General features: G+C 46.6%; 12 protein-coding genes and 1 pseudogene. 6 read left to right on the top strand and 7 right to left on the bottom strand.

Going from position 1 to position 18190, the window contains the following annotated elements:
* Positions 1-241 precede the first annotated feature (241 nt).
* The 5 genes from pstS to OCV11_RS05790 all read left to right on the top strand — a co-directional run bounded on the left by pstS (position 242) and on the right by OCV11_RS05790 (position 5053).
* Positions 242-1276: a phosphate ABC transporter substrate-binding protein PstS gene (pstS, locus tag OCV11_RS05810; protein ID WP_261895608.1), complete on the top strand. Its 1035-nt coding sequence runs from the start codon at positions 242-244 to the stop codon at positions 1274-1276.
* A 90-nt stretch (positions 1277-1366) separates the two neighbouring features.
* Complete coding sequence (pstC, locus tag OCV11_RS05805; protein WP_261895607.1) at positions 1367-2287, top strand: phosphate ABC transporter permease subunit PstC; 921 nt, start codon at positions 1367-1369, stop codon at positions 2285-2287.
* Positions 2287-3120 (top strand): phosphate ABC transporter permease PstA, encoded by an 834-nt coding sequence (gene pstA / locus OCV11_RS05800; protein ID WP_261895605.1) that lies wholly within the window; start codon positions 2287-2289, stop codon positions 3118-3120. Before pstC ends, pstA begins: the two co-directional genes overlap by 1 nt.
* 2 nt (positions 3121-3122) lie before the next feature.
* Positions 3123-3950 carry a phosphate ABC transporter ATP-binding protein PstB gene (gene pstB / locus OCV11_RS05795; protein ID WP_373332806.1) on the top strand — a complete coding sequence of 276 codons (828 nt, stop codon included), beginning with the start codon at positions 3123-3125 and terminating at the stop codon, positions 3948-3950.
* Positions 3951-4213: 263 nt separating this feature from the next.
* Positions 4214-5053, top strand: a complete 840-nt coding sequence (locus OCV11_RS05790) for an aldo/keto reductase (RefSeq protein ID WP_261895604.1) — start codon at positions 4214-4216, stop codon at positions 5051-5053.
* Between the two features lie 40 nt (positions 5054-5093).
* On the opposite strand, the gene OCV11_RS05785 is transcribed toward OCV11_RS05790, so the two are convergent.
* Complete coding sequence (locus tag OCV11_RS05785) at positions 5094-6944, bottom strand: sensor domain-containing diguanylate cyclase (RefSeq protein ID WP_261895603.1); 1851 nt, start codon at positions 6942-6944, stop codon at positions 5094-5096.
* 362 nt (positions 6945-7306) lie between these two features.
* Between OCV11_RS05785 and OCV11_RS05780 the strand changes: the two genes are divergently transcribed.
* Positions 7307-8431, top strand: coding sequence for a M14 family metallopeptidase (locus tag OCV11_RS05780; RefSeq protein ID WP_261895602.1), 1125 nt, complete (start codon positions 7307-7309; stop codon positions 8429-8431).
* 140 nt (positions 8432-8571) lie between these two features.
* Here the strand turns inward: OCV11_RS05780 and tnpA are convergent.
* From tnpA to OCV11_RS05750, 6 genes and pseudogenes are all read right to left on the bottom strand, one after another.
* Positions 8572-8890: pseudogene (gene tnpA, locus OCV11_RS05775) on the bottom strand (IS200/IS605 family transposase).
* Between the two features lie 283 nt (positions 8891-9173).
* The gene (locus OCV11_RS05770; protein WP_261895600.1) at positions 9174-11288 is read right to left on the bottom strand and encodes an alpha-galactosidase; all 2115 of its coding nucleotides are present in this window, start codon (positions 11286-11288) and stop codon (positions 9174-9176) included.
* A complete protein-coding gene (locus tag OCV11_RS05765; protein WP_261895598.1) occupies positions 11288-14371 on the bottom strand; it encodes a beta-galactosidase in 3084 nt (1027 codons plus the stop codon). The genes OCV11_RS05770 and OCV11_RS05765 overlap by 1 nt, the downstream gene beginning before the upstream one ends.
* Before the next feature lie 118 nt (positions 14372-14489).
* Positions 14490-15869, bottom strand: a complete 1380-nt coding sequence (gene melB / locus OCV11_RS05760) for a melibiose:sodium transporter MelB (protein WP_261895597.1) — start codon at positions 15867-15869, stop codon at positions 14490-14492.
* Between the two features lie 328 nt (positions 15870-16197).
* Complete coding sequence (mntR, locus tag OCV11_RS05755; protein WP_261895596.1) at positions 16198-16617, bottom strand: manganese-binding transcriptional regulator MntR; 420 nt, start codon at positions 16615-16617, stop codon at positions 16198-16200.
* Positions 16618-16622: 5 nt separating this feature from the next.
* Positions 16623-17897: an Nramp family divalent metal transporter gene (locus OCV11_RS05750; protein ID WP_261895594.1), complete on the bottom strand. Its 1275-nt coding sequence runs from the start codon at positions 17895-17897 to the stop codon at positions 16623-16625.
* Positions 17898-18190 lie beyond the last annotated feature (293 nt).

Here is an 18190-nt window from a genome sequence, read left to right as displayed (position 1 = left end):
ACCAATGTGACAGAAAGATTACAAAAGCCAGCCAACGCCTATCAATCAAAGAAATTCCCACGGTTACACCTATCAATACCCCTTTTGTATTAACTCAATATTGTGTCAGTAATATTTCAAAATGACTTTTTTAGACCCTCATATTCGGAAAGTTATTTTTAAAAATGAAACTTTATCTCTTAAAAATATCTCCCTAACATCCATTCCCGAACCAACAAGTCATCTTTTAGGGATTCAAAAAATGAAAAAATTTGCGGTATTAGCTGCTTCACTAACCATGCTATCTGCTGGTGCTTTCGCAGATACAACAATCAACGGTGCAGGCGCAACATTCCCATATCCTGTGTACATGAAATGGGCAAAAGAATACCAAGCAGAAACTGGCGTAAAACTTAACTATCAAGCGATCGGTTCTGGCGGTGGTATCAAACAAATCTCTGCAAAAACTGTTGATTTTGGTGCTTCTGATGCTCCGCTAACCGAAACACAACTAGACAAAATCGGCTTGGTACAATTCCCAGCTGTTATGGGTTCTATCGTTCCAGTTGTGAATGTTAAAGGAATTAACGCTGGCGAACTGAAAATCTCTGGTGAACTACTGGCTGACATCTACCTAGGTAAAGTGAAATTCTGGGATGACAAAGCAGTTAAAGTAGACAACGCCTCTTTGACTCTGCCACACCAACCTATCGTGACTGTTCACCGTTCTGATGCTTCAGGTACTTCATTCAACTACACCGGTTACCTAGCAAAAGTCAGCAACGACTGGAAAGAACAAGTAGGTCAAGGTAAAGAAGTGGTATGGCCAAAAGCAGCAACAAACCTAGGCGGTAAAGGTAACGCAGGTGTTGCTAACTTAGTGAAACGTACTCCAGGTGCGATTGGTTATGTTGAATACGCTTACGCGGAACAAAACAAACTGATCTACACCGCAATGAAAAACAGTGCAGGTACCTTCGTAGAGCCTTCTCTTGAAACATTCCAAGCCGCTGCAGCTAACGCAGATTGGAACTCAGCACCTGGCTTTGCTATCGACCTAAACAACCAACCTGGCGCGAAATCATGGCCAATGACCGCTGCGACATTCATCTTGATGTACAAAGATCAAGCGAATGCAGATAACGCTAAAGAAGTGTTGAAATTCTTCCAATGGGGTTATGAGCACGGCGATCTAGCAACAGGCCTAGGTTATGTTCCAATGCCTAAATCTGTTGTGACCATGGTTAACGACATGTGGTCAAAAGACATCAAAGCGAACGGTAAGAAAGTTTACTAATCGCCAGAGTCTAAAGTAGTAATTTTTTAATGGCCTCTGGTGATGACATCAGGGGTCGTATTCCCTTTTTATTTAAAACGGTATGAATCTGTGATTGCTTCTCACGCTATTTATGATCGTTGTTTTAAACAAGGTAGTTTCAGTACCGCCTTGCTGATCACTGTAATGATGGCCGCTATCTTCGCTACGTTAGTAGGCGGAGCGATGCCAGCAGTACAGGAATTCGGTCTTAGTTTTATCTTCAGTACAGAATGGGATCCTATTAATTTTGTCTTCGGCGCGGGTAACGCCCTTTATGGCACTTTAGTTTCTTCGATCATCGCAGTCATTATTGCAACACCGATTGGTATTGCGATTGCGATTACACTCTCTGAGCTACTTCCAAAATGGATATCTTATCCAGTTGGTCTAGCGATTGAGCTGCTCTCTGCTGTTCCAAGTATCATCTATGGTATGTGGGGCTTGTTCGTGTTCGCTCCTTGGTTTGCTGAAGGTCCGCAATTGTGGATGATTGAGCACATGGGTGTGATTCCTGTGATTGGTCCACTGTTTAGCGGTGCACCACTAGGACAAGGATTATTAACTGCAGGCATCATTCTTTCGTTCATGATTCTGCCTATCATGACCTCGTTGATTAAAGATGCACTGAGCACAGTACCTAATGTACTTCGTGAATCCTCATACGGCATTGGCGCGAACACCTACGAAGTGATCAGCAATATCCTGCTGCCATCCATCAAAAGCTCGGTGTTTGGTGCTTTTATTCTGGCACTTGGCCGCGCGCTTGGGGAAACCATGGCGGTGACGTTTGTCATCGGTAACTCGCAAGACATTAGCTCATCACTGTTTATGCCAGCAACCTCGATCTCCGCGACGATTGCAAACCAGTTCAACGAAGCGGATGGCATCAAAATGGCTTCACTCATGGCATTAGGCCTAGTGCTGTTCATTGTGACATTCCTTGTTATGGGATATGCCCGTCTGCAACTACGTAAAAGTAAGGTGGCATAATGAGAGCTCGTAAAGTGAAAAACTGGCTGTTCAAAGCAGCGTGTTTTGCGGCAACAACGATTGGTCTGTTCATTCTGGCAGCCATCATGTACAGCCTCATCAGCAAAGGCACAGTCGCACTTAACTTAGATGTGTTTACCAAATCCCTACCCGCTCCTGGCGACACAGATGGCGGTCTGGCTAATGCGATTGTCGGTTCAGTGATGATCAGCGTATTGGGTATCCTGATTGCGATTCCAATCGGTGTGATGGCCGGTACATGGCTTGCAGAATTTGGTAAAGAGTCAAAAATGGCTGACACCATCCGTTTTATGAACGGGATGTTGATGTCATCACCATCGATTCTGATTGGTCTGTTTGTCTACTTGATCTTCGTGGCACCATTTCATCACTTTTCAGGTTGGGCCGGTGCAATTGCACTCGCCATCATTGCTTTGCCAATGATCATTTCAACCACAGAAGAGATGTTGAAATTGGTTCCACCTAGCTTACGTGAAGCTGGCGCGGGTATCGGTGCTCCAATGTGGAAAGTGACCACAGCACTGAGCTATCGCAGCGTAGGTGCAGGTATCGTCACTGGTATTTTGCTCTCTTTTGCACGTATCGCAGGTGAGACAGCACCTTTGCTGTTTACCTCATTAAGTAACTCATTTATGTCTCTGGATATGGCAGGCCCAATGGCAAACCTTCCTGTGACAATCTACAACTTGGCGATGAGCCCATATGAAACGTGGAATAACTTGGCGTGGACAGGTGCACTGATCATTACAACGACAATCCTAGCGCTCAACATTCTTTCACGTTCCATTCCAGCATTAATTAATAGGCGGTAACTATGATGACCTCGTTTATTGAACCTCAAGCAATTCGTGAAATCGCAGCAGAAACTGACAGTGCTGTCGCATCAGAAAAACGTATGAGTGTTGAAGGTCTGAACTTCTTCTACGGTGAAGGCAAACAAGCCTTATTCGACATCAATATGCCGATTTATAAAAACCGCGTTACCGCTATTATTGGTCCGTCTGGTTGTGGCAAATCGACCTTGCTACGTACACTAAACCGTATCTATAAGCTCTACCCAAAACAACATGCGCGCGGCACCATCATGTTGGATGAAACTAACATCCTTGAGAGCAGTTATGACCTCAACCAATTGCGCGGTGAAGTGGGCATGATTTTCCAAAAACCAACACCATTCCCGATGAGCATTTATGAAAACATCGCGTTCGGTTTGCGTTTGAAAGAAAATCTCTCGAAGAAAGAAATGGATGCGCGAGTTCAACAAGCTCTTGAGCAAGCTCGTCTATGGAAAGAAGTGAAAGAGAAGCTGCACACTGATGCTGCGGGTCTTTCAGGTGGTCAACAGCAACGTCTGTGTATCGCTCGTGCTATCGCGCTGAAACCAGAAGTATTGCTGATGGATGAACCTACCTCTGCGCTTGACCCAATTGCAACGCAAGGTATCGAAGAGCTGATCACTAAGCTACGTCGTGACTTCACTATTGTTATCGTGACGCACAACATGCAACAGGCGAAACGTATCTCTGATTACACTGCGTTTATGCACTTAGGTAAGCTTATCGAGTTTGCTCCTACTGAGAAGATCTTTAACTCTCCTGATCAAACGATGACAGCAGACTACGTAGGTGGTCATTTCGGTTAATCTCAATAAGAGCATGCCGTTGGTTCGAATCAAAAAGCACCGCTGACTTGCGGTGCTTTTTTCATTTCATCAGCACTGTTTCTGGTAGACACCGGTTGATTTGTCACCATGCACAAAAATTCCTCTATAGATTTGAGACTTATTGGCGTTAAGCCCATAGCACGCCCTGTCGAGCCTCGTTACAATAAAAAGCTCTCATTCATTCAGCTGTTAGCCCAAGGCCACTCAACTGAACATTGCACCTTTTGGTAAAGGAGAATTCCATGGCAGACATTCAACTTCCCTCACAAAAGCGGATTCCTCGCTTAGGGCTAGGCACTTGGTATATGGGTGAAAACAAATCCCAACGCCAGCAAGAAGTGGCAGCGTTACGTTTTGGTATTGAGTATGGCGCCAAGCTTATTGATACTGCAGAAATGTATGGTGAAGGTGAAGCGGAGCTGATCACTGGCGAAGCGATGCGTGGCTATCGTGACAATCTCTATCTTGTCAGTAAGTTCTATCCTCATCATGCCGGTCGCAAACAGGTGATTACTGCTTGTGAGCGTTCACTGCGCCGCTTAAATACCGATCATTTGGATTTGTATCTGCTGCACTGGCGTGGCTCGGTGCCTTTTGCAGAGACCTTAGAAGCGCTCTATCAACTGCGGGAACAAGGCAAAATCGTCGACTACGGCGTCAGTAACCTTGACCTTGATGACATGCAAGAGTGGTGTGATGCCGACCAGCTTAGCCTATGTGCAACCAACCAAGTGTTGTATAACCTCAAACGTCGTGAAGCCGATTACGCATTAAAACCCTTTATGGACAGTAAGCAAATTTCGTTAATGGCTTATTGCCCGCTTGACCAAGGCCACTTGCTGCAACATCCGGTGTTACGTCAATTGGCCGAACGCCATGATGCAACCACTGCTCAAATAGCGTTAGCCTGGCTGCTTGCCCAAAAAGGCGTTATTGCCATTCCTAAATCGACCCACCTTGAGCGCGTCAAAGAGAACTTAGACGCAGCAGAGCTGCTGCTTACTCAAGACGATTTACACCTGTTGAATGAGGCGTTTCCGCAGCCAAAATCCGCGCGTGATGCTCAACTGCAAATGCGTTAAATAGGGAATAGGGCGAGAAAGGGCAAGGACAAGGGCAAGCTCAAGACCTTGCCTTTCCAACCGTTTTTAATGATGTGACTTTTGATAAGCGGCTAGCAACTCGGTTTCGGCCGAGTTTCTTCGCCTCGTAGAGATAGCAATCCGCTTCGGCAATGGTGCGTTGCAAGTCCAGAGGCGCTTCATACATGGCAACTCCAAGACTCACCGTGATATTTCCCGCTTCTGGGAACTCATATTCTTCAACAGCTTTGCGTACTTTCTCTGCCACGATTTCCGCTTGTTCAAGATCAGTTTCAGGGCAAACAATCATAAATTCTTCACCGCCCCAGCGCCCCACTTCATCGGTAATCCGGGTGCTGTGGTTAAGCATGATCGCAAGTTGGTGCAGCACTTTGTCACCGATAAGATGCCCGTAGGTATCGTTAACCTGCTTAAATAGATCGACATCCAACAAAATGATTGAGAAATAGGTGCCGTAACGACGAGCTCGTGATTGCTCTTGCGCTAAACACTTGTCCAATTTGGCACGGTTATAAAGCTTGGTTAAGGAATCCATCTCCGCCAGTAATTCGAGACGTTTTTTCTCCGTCTTGTCGGTCGAAACCGACATATATCCGGTGACCTTGCCATCATGGTAAATAGGAATCACCGTACTAAAGAGCCAAAACTCGCGCCCATCCAAAGTGACGTTATGAAATTCGCCCTGCCAAGGCAGCCTGCGGGTTAGCGTATCCCACATATCCTGACTTTGGGCTCTATCTGACGAAAAGCTAAGCACACTGGCGCGCTGCCCCACCAACTGACCTTTAGGGTAACCACTAATGATCGCAAAAGCGTTATTGCAGTTGGTAATCACCCCGTGCAGATCGGTTTCCAGAACCGGTACATATTGATCCATGATTTTCAGATATTGATTGCGCTCTTTAGAGACCCGATGTAACCGAGTCACCACTCGCGAAGGACTCACTGCCAGCAGTAAACCAAACACAATCGAGAACACAAAAACAACAAATGCGATGTTCACAATGTCTTGCCGAATTTCATTCTCGCGCTCAACCAAAAAGGATTTAGCTGCCCGACTGTAGAGAACCAGTCCTTGCCCATTGTTAATCCCTTCAATCGGATAACGGACTAATCTGCGTTCTTTGGCAACATAGTCATTGGCTTGTGGGTTATTGATTAAATGGAGCCAGATGGCGTTCGCATTGGGTATCGACGCATCGATAAGATTGTTGTTCTTATCGGCAACGAACAGGTCAAGGGTATTGTTGGTGGTCATTACCTTAAGTAACAAATCAACATTGACATACAAGCCAACATAACCGGCGATATGCCCATAGCCATCTTTAAAAATGGGTGCCAGCACCAACATTACTTTAATGTTGGGGTGATCGGAAAAATGATATTGGCTTGCAGGCACTATGGGGAAGTAGCGATTGAAGACGTTTTCTTGTAACACTTTCGAACTCAAACGAACCATTCCAACGGACGTTTGATCTTGGCGGATAAACTTTTGCGGGCTACTGAAATACGAAAGAATGACTTTACCTTGGGTGTCGTACATTTCAACGCGATAGTGATCCATCGAAGCGGAGACGATACTTTCCATCCAACGCGAGATGACTTTTAGATCATCTAAGTTCTGATCAAGCATATAGCGGTGGGCTTCCATACTGTCGGCTAAGCGCACCACTGAGCTCGAACCGGATTCAGTAAAAAAGCGGGCAACAGCATCCACACGCGCTTGCTGAAACTGAATACTTTGCGCAACAGAACTTTCAATAACCACTTGGGCATGGCGAGTAAGTAACAGCAGCGAGATAGTCAGAATACTGATACCAAAGAGCACAAAGCTCACAATAAACTTCCAGTAAATTCTTTCCTTAAACACACTATCCCCTTAGCACAACTTACTTAATACACGGCTTACACTCGCGATAATATTGACCATTTTTATTCACTTATTGTACTTACCCTTCCCATATGAAACCAATAGAAATTTCTACTAAAAACACCTATTTATTCATTAAATTATGTTATAGCCAATAAAATCGGGATAACGCCGTCAATATGAAAAAATATGAAAAAATATGAAAGAAATGTAGAAAAAAATGTTTGCATGCCAATCAGAATGACCGACTCAATAATTCTGTAGACGAGCACTTAATTTCCCATAAACCAAAGGGTAATGCCGCTTTTCAATAAGCGCTATTCTTGCTAATTTGATGGAAATAATTTTTCGAGTTTATGACGATGCAAGTATTCAGTAATTTTGAAAGTGGCAATATTGAAGTGGTCCGCGCCGATGACCCACTCAATATTCAATTGACCATTCCTAAAGACAACCAATCAGAATTTGCCCAATGGTTCCATTTCCGTTTGGAAACCACCGCGCAAGTTCAGCACCAAATCCAGCTACTCAATCTGTCTCAATCTGCCTACCCAGAAGGTTGGAAGGACTACGACATGGTCGCCTCGTACGATCGTCAAGAGTGGTTCCGTATTCCTTGTGAGTTTGATGGTGATACGTTGACCACCACGTTTATTCCTGAATTTGGATCAATCTACTTTGCCTATTTTGCGCCTTACAGTTACTCGCGCCATTTGGATCTGCTGCATCAAGCGCAAATGAGCTATCAGTGCCAATTAGAAACCCTAGGTCAAACACTTGATGGCAACGACATGTCGCTGCTGACCATAGGTGAACCCGACCAAGGGAAAAAACGTATTTGGATCATCGCGCGTCAACACCCAGGGGAAACCATGGCCGAATGGTTTATGGAAGGCTTAATTGAGCGTTTATTGGATGAATCCGACACCGTAGCCCGCGCACTACTGGATAAAGCTGTGTTTTACGTTGTGCCAAACATGAACCCCGATGGTGGTATTCGTGGTCATTTGCGTTGCAACGCGATTGGGGTAAACCTAAACCGCGAATGGCAAACCCCATCAATTGAACGTAGCCCTGAAGTTTACTACGTGCGTGAACGTATGCTGCAAACCGGTGTCGATATGTTCCTTGATATTCATGGCGACGAAGCGATTCCATATAACTTCGTGGCGGGCAGCGAAGGTGTGCCAAGCTACGATGAGCGTATGGCGAAGCTGGAGCAGCACTTTAAACAAGCCCTACTCACTATCACACCAGAGTTTCAAGATGAGCACGGCTATCCTAAAAATGCGCCGGGAGCGGCCAATCTGCTGATCGGCTCTAAATGGGTTGCCGAGCAATTTAAAGTGCTTTCTTACACCATTGAAATGCCGTTTAAAGATAACGATAACCATCCTGATGAGCTTTATGGTTGGTCACCTGAGCGCAGTAGTGCCTTTGGTGAAGATACCCTGGCAGCGGTATTACAAGTGGTGGATGAGATTTAATCTCCATCGCTTCAATGCAACGATAAAGCAACAAAAAAAAATATCCTCCGGCATAGCCGGAGGTTTTTCATATGCGCCTATAAGGCTCTCCTACCAGCAGCGCCCTAGCAGGCGCATCGTGATCTGACATTTGCATATGACTATTTCTTGCGACCCGTAAACGGGTTACCTGAATATGGGAGCGACAGTTGCTCTCCCATTTTATCTTGATCTAATTGATGCTTGATGTAATTTTGGATCTGGCTTGTATTTTTACCGGCTGTATCAACGTAATAACCCCGGCACCAAAATTCTCAACTTCGGTGGGATTTCTAAAAGCATATGTACATGATCTTTACAGCATTCAGCCTCAAGTATATTCACGTCTTTCCATTCACATAGCTTTCGCAATATTTCTCCAACTGCTCGACGTTTTTCACCGTAGAACACCTGCCTTCTATATTTGGGTGCGAATACTATATGATATTTACAGTTCTATTTTGTGTGAGCTAAGCTCTTCTCGTCCCCCATATTGGGACCCCCTTTCAATTTCTGATTAACTCTTGTAGTTGCCAGACCACAAGGTATTTCTAACAAATTGAAAGGGGTTTTATAACTGACTTATAGCTATAAGCTTAACGGAACCCCCAGCCAAGCTGGGGGTTTTCTCTGTACAAACAGAGAGGACGCCACAGCGTCCTCTTTGCTTATCTTAATTTGAATCGCTTATCTTGCTTTGAATCGAAGCACCCAAGCCCAATCGCTACTCTTTTTCTAGAGAAAATAGCAGCGCGGTTTCTGGGTCCATCAATGGCATCGCCAATCCTACTTCTGCTAACCATTCACCGGTGAGTACCGTGGATTCTGTCATCCAAAGGGGTTGGCGATTGACAATCTGGTGTAAACCTTGCGGTTCATCAATCACACAAATACGATAGCTCGCTTGTGGATCTAACCCCGGTAAACGCAAAACACCTGAAAGCGAATAAGTGCCCATCGCCGTTTGGGTGATATTGACCAAACCCAGCTCTTTATCTTCGCTTAGCACCATTAACCCTTGTTGCGCTTGGGCATCATCAAGAGTCAACCGATACGTAACACCAGAGTGCAGCAAACCACGCCATGTTTTATGCAATTCAACATAATGACGATAATTGGCTTTTTGCTCTTCGTTTAAAGTGACTGGGTCAAGCTCCAGTCCCATATGGCCGAGCATGGCGGTTAAACCACGAATACCTAGGGAATGAGTGCGTCTTGTCGTATGGCTATGTTCAGCGCCAATATGTGACCCCATCACTTCCGGTGGAAAGAAGTAGCTCATACCACGTTGGATCTGCTGGCGCTCCAGTGCATCGTTATTATCTGACGCCCAAAAACGGTGAGTACGTTTCAACACTTCAAAGTCGATACGACCGCCACCCGCAGCACAAGATTCAATATCCACATCCGGATGTTTCGCCACCAGCTTATCCACCAAACGGTAGTATTGCTCAACCTGACCAATGCCGGCGGCCATGTCATGGTGTGCTGGCTGGACGATTTCTCGGTTCATATCCCATTTGATGTAGTCGATAGGATAGTTGGTTAAGAAGTTGTCTAACCGCTCAAAGAGGTAGTCAAAAACCTCTTCTTGCTGCAAATCGAGTACATATTGGTGGCGACCCGTTGGCGCATCATAGCCTTCTACCGCTAGCAGCCAATCGGGATGAGCTCGGTATAAGTCGGAATCCTTGTTGACCATTTCTGGCTCAAACCACAAACCAAACTCCATCCCTAACCCATGCACATGTTCGATCAGCGAGCGTATCCCTTGCGGGTATTTATGTTTGTCGATAAACCAGTCACCAAGCGATGACGTATCATCGTTACGGCCTTTAAACCAACCATCATCGACAATAAATCGCTCAACGCCGATTTCAGCGGCAGCGCTTGCCATCTGCATAATGTAGTCAGGATCATGTTTAAAATAGATGCCTTCCCAAGTATTAAGATGCACTGGACGCGGCTTACTCAGGCGTTCACCCAAAATGGCGTGACGCACATGTTCGTGGAATTGCTGGCTCATGCCATTTAAACCCGCCGCGCTGTAGCTCACATACAAAGTCGGTGTGGTTATACTCTGAGTGGGTTGCAGATACACTTCCCCTGGCAGATAAAGCGCTTCTGCTTGCAATACGCGGCGGCCATCTGCTTTGACATCCACGCGCATACGATGGTTGCCGCTCCATGCCAAGTGTGCGCCCCACACCTCGCCACTCTCTTGCGCAAAACCTTGCGGCCCCACCATCAAGGCTGGGTAATGTTCATGGGAGGTGCGGCCACGGCGGTTTTCTTGAATATAACCACCCGCTTGAATCAAGGTGCGGGTTTGTTGGAACTCTTTTACCCAACGACCAAAATAGGAGAGCACTTCATTGGCTCTCTCTGGCAATGGGAGCGTATTGGCTAGCCGCGTCACGCTATACCCCTGCTCTCCTTCATTGGTCAGGGTTTGACGAATTTGCAACACATCGTCGCTGTCTAGCTCAAGCTCCACTACTAGGCTAAGTTGGGCCAACTCATCGCGGCTGGTAAAAGAGAGACCATTTCCTTGCTGCTTTACCTCTTGCAGGGTAAATGCTGGCGCCCAAGCCAAACCGTTGCGATGTCCTTCAAGCCCAGGAGAGCCAAAGGCTCCCCTTGCCAGTTGAGGATTCAGTGACACAGGCACATCCACATCTAAACGCCCATAGGGAATCGCCCGAGCAATTGCGGCCAATTCAGTGAGCGAGGCTTTGTGCTGCAAACGCTTACCGTAATAGACGATTTCAGCCACTTCACCAACTTGCACAATCAACTGACTGCGCGTGCCGCTCAGTTGATAGACTTCTTGACTCATCACTTTTCTCCTGCGTTAGGCTCAGCAACAAAACTCACTTGGTAACGGTAGTGAGGGGCTTCCAGTAAGAATTCACGATGGACACTGGGTGTCCATGAATCATCGCCGCCAATTCCCATATGGTAACCATCAAGGGTGAGGTAAATATGCGGCTCAGCATTCAGTTCATTGGTGTGTTTGGCCTGTTCCAAATTGGCTAAACTGTAACGGCTTGCCGCAAAATGGAAATGCCCTTTCACGGTTAATGCACCAATGGTGAGCTCTTGGGTATCGCAGCGTAACCCATTGTCACTTGGGAAGATATAGTCAGTATGTAACTCTTCAAGTGGGCGATGATAACGGCCCATACGCGCAGCCAGTTGGCGATCAGGGTAGTTTTCATGTGGGCCACGACCAAACCAACTGACGTTCTGTGCCAGTGGTATCGCGCAACTCATCCCAACACGCGCCAAAGAAGGCAACTCAGCGTAACGGGTCACATCGACACTCACGTTCATCACCCCTTGAGCATCAATAGCATACTGCCACACACTGCCAAGCACCTTTTTCCCTAGGGCATAATGCTCAAACTGCGCGGTGACCAACACTTGGTGAGCAAGGGTTTGATAACTAAATTGACTGCAATGTGCTTCAAGGCGATCCAGCCCTGCCTTTTTCCAACGTGCCATCCAACTGTTGGGATCTGGGCGATCGACTTCACTCGTGCCAATATCGTTATCCAAAGGAGCGCGGTAGAAACGATCGGTGAGCGGTGCAACCAAGAGATGTTGGTCATGGGCGATCCATTGGGTTAAATACCCAGTGTGGCGATCAAACTGCCACTGATTTTGTGCTGCACGAATCAGTAGTGATTGCTCAGTTTCAGTCACATCCAGTTGCCCATCGATGCACGGAATCCGCGTTTTAGGATAAGCGGCTTTTAAACACTGTTGGAACTCTGCCACACAGTGACCCGCACTCGCCCAAGCCGTGCCTTTCGCTAGCATCAGATCGACATTAAGATGATAGGCATTGGCATCTTTCCAGCCGGTTTTATCGAACGTGACAGGAATTTCGACCGAGGCTTGCGGCGCGATCTCGAGTGACAACTCGCCAAAGGCTATCTCAACGCCCTCTTCCAATAATGACCAACGGCACAGCAGTGCTTCGCTGGCAAAGAGATGCTCACTGGTTATCGTCAGCGCTTTTTGCCCATCATAGGCCATTTGGTAAAACTGCTGCGCGCGCTTGGCTTCAAGCAAGGTAGGATGCGGCGTTCTATCAGGCCAAATCAAACCGTTAATACAGAATTGACGATCGTTAATCTCATCACCAAAGTCGCCACCATAAGCCCAATAGTGTTTGCCTTGGTCGTCCCATTTGGAAATACCTTGGTCAACCCAGTCCCAAATAAACCCACCTTGCAGACGAGGAAAATCACGAAACGCTTGCCAGTATTCGCTGTAGCTACCAAGGCTGTTGCCCATCGCATGAGCGTATTCGCACAAAATCAGCGGTCGTGTTTCACCGGGATGACCGATCCAATCTTTGATCGCGTATTTCGGGTTTACCCCACCTTGGTGTTGATTGACGCGAGCATACATCGGACAGATGATGTCGGTCGCTGCGCTATTAGCACCGCCCCCTTCATATTGAATTGGACGCGAAGGATCGCGCTGCTTGGTCCATTGGTACATGGCGTGATGGTTAAAACCGATCCCCGACTCATTGCCTAACGACCAGATGATGATCGATGGATGGTTTTTATCTCGTTCCACCATCCCCATCATGCGCTGCATATAAGCGTGGTTCCATTGCACTTCGTTCGACAAACGGCACATCGGAAATTGACCGTGAGTTTCCACGTTGGCTTCATCTACCACATACAAACCATATTGGTCGCACAGTTCGTACCAACGTGGATGGTTTGGATAATGGGAAGTACGCACCGCATTAAAGTTATGCTGTTTCATCAGCACGATGTCTTGAATCATGGTCTCTTCATCAACAAAGTGACCCGTTTCAGGATGATGCTCATGGCGGTTTACCCCACGAATCAGCAAAGGCTGACCGTTCACTTTGAGCAACCCATCTTCAATACATACAGAGCGAAAACCTATGGTAAAAGCTTCGCATTCGACGGTGTTACCTTGCTTATCAAGCAAACTCACCACGCAGCGATAAAGATTTGGCGTTTCAGCAGTCCAGTGCGCGGGTTGACTGACGATAAAATGCTGTTCGACTTTATCACCCCAGCCGCCCTTTTCATCCACGGCATAACTGTTGGTACCCAATTCACTAGGACCTTGCAGCGTCACTTTAACGCCTTGAGCGTCATACAAAGCAATAGAGACAGTATGCTCACTGCTTGGTGCGGTTAAAGTGGTGGTGATATCCAAAATTCCATCACGATATTCAGGGCTTAAACTTGGGCGGATAAAGACATCTTTGATGGCGAGTTGAGGTTTTTGATACCAAAACACGTCACGGAAAATTCCACTCAGCCACCACATGTCTTGGTCTTCGAGATAAGAACCATCTGACCAGCGCAGCACCATCACGGCAATGCGGTTGCTGCCCAATTGCAGATGAGCAGAAATATCAAATTCGGCTGGCAAACGGCTATCTTGCGAGTACCCCACCCATTGACCATTACACCAAAGGTGAAACGCTGAGTTAACCCCTTCAAACACTAGGCGGCTTTGCTCTGCACCAAGAGAATCAACTTCAAAGTCACACACGTAGCAGCCCGTTGGGTTTTCGTCTGGAACATAAGGCGCTTTATCTGGAAACGGATATTTGACGTTGGTATAAATCGGCTTATCAAACCCTTGCATCTGCCAGTTACCGGGCACGCTAATCTCATGCCAAGCACTGAGATCGGTTTGCGGCTGAATAAACTCAGCCTCTACTTGCTCGGGCGCAGAATAGAGTTTGAATTGCCATTTTCCATTGAGGTAATGACGAGCCGAGTGACTCTGAGTCAGTGCGTCGTCCGCACTACGAAAGCTATGCAGTGGTGCATGAGGGGCAAGTGTACCCAATTTCACCACTAACGGATTTTGCCACTCTTGGCTTGCGATAATATCGTGAAAAGTTCGCATAATAGAAGACCTCATAACGACGAACAAAGGGGGACAATCCGCTTCCCCCTTTTAGTACAATTTTTATAACTCTTTCTGCATAATCAGGATGTTAACTAAGGCTTGCCCTAGCCACTGATTACGCGGTTTTTTCTGTTGCAGCATGCAGGGCTGACTCGGTTTCCGCTTCTGTTTCTGGGCGAATAAAGCCTTCGTGTAATCGATAGTAGCGTTTGTAGATAATCGCACTTAGCACCATCATGATGGTTGGTAACCCAATCATCATCACGTTCAAGCCAAACACAGTGCTGTCACTTTGGACTACATTCGGTACATAACCGATTGCTGACAGACCGACACCCACAATGAATGCGCCTGCTGCACCAGCAAATTTCACCAACATGGTTTGTACCGAGAAAATAACGCTTTCGGTACGACGACCAATTTTGTATTCACCGTAATCCACTACATCGGCCAACATCACAGTTTGCAATGCGTTCGCGATACCGACCCCGAACTTAATCGCTGCACCAGCAAGGCCGATCATTAAAGTATTTCCCGGCGCAATCATGCTCATCGCAAGCAGCAGTAAGCAAGAAACCACCGGCAGACCACAAGCAATCACCCACAGATTTTTACGTGGCAAAATGGCGGCTAAACGAGGGAAAAGGAATACGCCAGCCACTTCTGCGCCACCGGCGATCATCATGTAAACCGGGAACAGTTCCGCGTTGCCCATGGCATAAGTGAAGTAATAAATCGCAAATCCACCTACCAGCAGGTTAGCGATCTGGAAACTCAAAACGGTCGCAATCAGTGCTTTTAATTGATCGTTACCACCGATAATGTGCAGCGTATCTTTCAAACTGAATTTTTCAGTTTGAGTCGACACCACCACTTTCTCTTTGACGTTTTTAAACGTAATCAGCGCACTGAGGACAAACAGCACAGCAATAATGCAAGAGACGTTGAAGAAGCCTTGGCCTTGGTCGCCATTGCCGAGGTCTTTCACGATCACTAAGCCGTAGCTACCGACAATAAACCACGCAATGCTGGCGAAAAGACGGGGCCAAACCACCAATTTTTCTCGTTCACGACGTGAGTCAGAAATGGCTGGGATCATTGACCAAAAAGGAATATCCATAATGGTGTAAGTCAAGCCCCACAAAATATAGATGGCTGCGGCATACACATAAGCACTGGTCCCAGTGAACATATGCGTACTAAATAGGGCAATCAGAACAAAGGCGTTCACCACTGTCCCAATCACAATCCACGGACGGAATTTACCAAAGCGTGAGCGAGTGTTATCCACCACAATCCCCATCATCGGGTCGGTAATCGCATCGACAATACGCGCAGCAAGGAACACCGCACCGACATAAGCGGCAGAAAGGCCCACCACATCGGTGAAGTAAAACATTAAGAAGATATAGATTGGCGCACAGGCGAGATCCTTACCTAATGCACCAAGGCCGTAGGACGCCTTAGTTTTTAGAGTAATATGGGTAGGTTTCATAGAGTAAGAGCCTTTATATGTTTTTATGATGTAAACATTATGTTTACTTCACTAGGCAAATTCTGTGATCCCAACGCCAGCAAATGGAAACGTTTCCACAAAGTAGTCAGAAAGAGGAACAGCTCACACTTTTACACCCTATTACCTGTATTTATTAGAGAAAATGGTGAATATCGATATCAAAGCTGCGATCTCAGTCACAGCCAAATCAACCGTTCTGAGCAAAGAAAAGGCATTATGAAAGGAATGGGTAAAACGTTAACATTTAGCTGACGTCATAACCCAAGTGAAGCATGGCCACACCCTGCCACAGTGAAAGGAAAGTCTCTTAACCAGAAACTTTATTACTTAAAAACGCTTCCATGGCAATCACGGTTTCTTGGCTGCAGTGGTGTTCAATACCTTCTGCATCGGCACGGGCATTCGCTTCTGGTACGCCTAAAGCAATCAAGGTTTCGAATACCACATGATGGCGATGGGCCACTTTTTCGGCGAGTTCGCGCCCTTTGTCGGTGAGAAACACGCCTCGATAGGGCATGGATTCAACCAAGCCCTCTTTTTTCAGGCGAGTGATAAATTTAGATACCGCGGCGGCGCTGACACCAAAGCGGGCGGCGAGATCGGCACTGCGAACCTCCCCATGAGTTTGGAAAAGGTCCGCAATTTCTTCAACATAGTCCTCCACCAGCTCACTTTGGTGGTCTTCTTTGGTCTTATTAAAATAGGCGCACTGTTGTGATTTAGGCATGGTTCTTAAGCTACAGTGTAAAAAATGACATACACATTTAAGCCTATGATTAAACTACAAATCAAGCCTCCAAGCACAGTTATCCATTTTTTATTGACCATCTCGCCCATCACGGAACGTTTGGAGGTAAAGGTCAGTAGTGGAATTAGCGCAAAGGGGATGCCAAAACTCAGTACCACTTGACTGGCAACCAAGGCTTTTTGCTCTGATACGCCCAACATAATCACAGCTAATGCGGGAATCATGGTAATCAAGCGACGTACGCCAACAGGAATGGTGAAGCGCACAAAACCTTGCATCAATACCTGCCCAGATAACGTACCCACAATCGATGAAGATAAACCCGCCAGAAGTAACCCAACACCAAAGATAATGCTCGCGGCTTTGCCACCCATTAACGGGGTTAGCAGTTGGTAACTTTCTGAAATGGTCGCGACATCTTGATGACCATTATTGTGGAATGTCGAAGCGGCTAACGCTAGCAAGGCCATATTCACCACACCAGCCAGTGCCATCCCAATGATCACATCCCAGCGATAGAAGCGAGCCACCTTTTGTTGCTCTGCTTGATTGCGCACTTTAATTCGGTTTTGCGCCAAGGCAGAGTGCAGGTAAATCACATGCGGCATAATCGTCGCGCCTAAAATACCTGAAGCAAGATAGATGGCATAACTGTCTGGGAAGGATGGAATCAACAAGCCTTGCGTCAATGCCGCCATATCAGGACGACTAAGCAGTAACTCCACGCCAAAGCCACAAGCGATCGCCATGATCATCGCGCCAATCAGGATCTCCATTAAGCGAAAGCCGTATTTTTGTAGCAGCAGCGCAGCATAAGTGATCACACCGGTTAACAGCGCACCATAAATCATCGGGATATCAAACAGCAGTTGAAATGCGAGTGCTGCACCTAAAAATTCCGCCAAATCGGTCGCAATGGCGACAATTTCTGCTTGAACCCAGTAAAACCACACTACTGGCCGCGGATAACGATCTCGAATCACTTGCGCCAAGTTTTGCCCAGTCGCCAGCCCCAAACGGGCCGACATACCTTGAATCAACATCGCCATCAGGTTTGCGGCTAACACCACCCACAACAGGGCGTAACCATAGCGAGCGCCAGCTTCTATATTGGTGGCAAAGTTACCAGGGTCGACGTAGGCAACCGCTGCAATCAAGGCTGGCCCAAACATGACGAGCCAGCTAAAGCGCGCAGCCTTGCCTTGCAACACGTTGCTTGCTTGAAATTGGATAGAACGATCTGAAATAGATTGCAGCATTAAACTCACCTCACACAAGTTAACCTCGGTTAACATCCTTATCTTCGGTTAAAACAATGACTAAAATCCAATCGTTTTTCTCAATCGAAATGATAACTTTTCTCAATTAAACTTTTACTTAATCACTTTCTAATGTGCTACAGGTACTTAGGCAAAGATTCAATGTCGGGCAGATCACAGTGAATGTTTGCACTTGATTCCAAATATGGGCATTTCCCCGAAAAGCAAAAAATCCTCCCCGCAAGGCAAAATATTTCGCGTATTCCTCATCTACAGTCTCGTTAAGAGATCCA

The sequence above is a fragment of the Vibrio porteresiae DSM 19223 genome, from assembly GCF_024347055.1.
Classification (GTDB): Bacteria; Pseudomonadota; Gammaproteobacteria; order Enterobacterales; family Vibrionaceae; genus Vibrio; species Vibrio porteresiae.
This window is presented reverse-complemented; position numbering and strand designations above follow the sequence as displayed.

Excerpts from the sequence above, each read along its gene's own strand:
- pstS (WP_261895608.1), top strand. The coding sequence starts at position 242 with ATGAAAAAATTTGCGGTATTAGCTGCTTCACTAACCATGCTATCTGCT.
- pstA (WP_261895605.1), top strand. The coding sequence starts at position 2,287 with ATGAGAGCTCGTAAAGTGAAAAACTGGCTGTTCAAAGCAGCGTGTTTT.
- pstB (WP_373332806.1), top strand. The coding sequence starts at position 3,123 with ATGATGACCTCGTTTATTGAACCTCAAGCAATTCGTGAAATCGCAGCA.
- OCV11_RS05790 (WP_261895604.1), top strand. The coding sequence starts at position 4,214 with ATGGCAGACATTCAACTTCCCTCACAAAAGCGGATTCCTCGCTTAGGG.
- OCV11_RS05780 (WP_261895602.1), top strand. The coding sequence starts at position 7,307 with ATGCAAGTATTCAGTAATTTTGAAAGTGGCAATATTGAAGTGGTCCGC.
- OCV11_RS05770 (WP_261895600.1), bottom strand. The coding sequence starts at position 11,288 with ATGAGTCAAGAAGTCTATCAACTGAGCGGCACGCGCAGTCAGTTGATT.
- OCV11_RS05765 (WP_261895598.1), bottom strand. The coding sequence starts at position 14,371 with ATGCGAACTTTTCACGATATTATCGCAAGCCAAGAGTGGCAAAATCCG.
- melB (WP_261895597.1), bottom strand. The coding sequence starts at position 15,869 with ATGAAACCTACCCATATTACTCTAAAAACTAAGGCGTCCTACGGCCTT.
- mntR (WP_261895596.1), bottom strand. The coding sequence starts at position 16,617 with ATGCCTAAATCACAACAGTGCGCCTATTTTAATAAGACCAAAGAAGAC.
- OCV11_RS05750 (WP_261895594.1), bottom strand. The coding sequence starts at position 17,897 with ATGCTGCAATCTATTTCAGATCGTTCTATCCAATTTCAAGCAAGCAAC.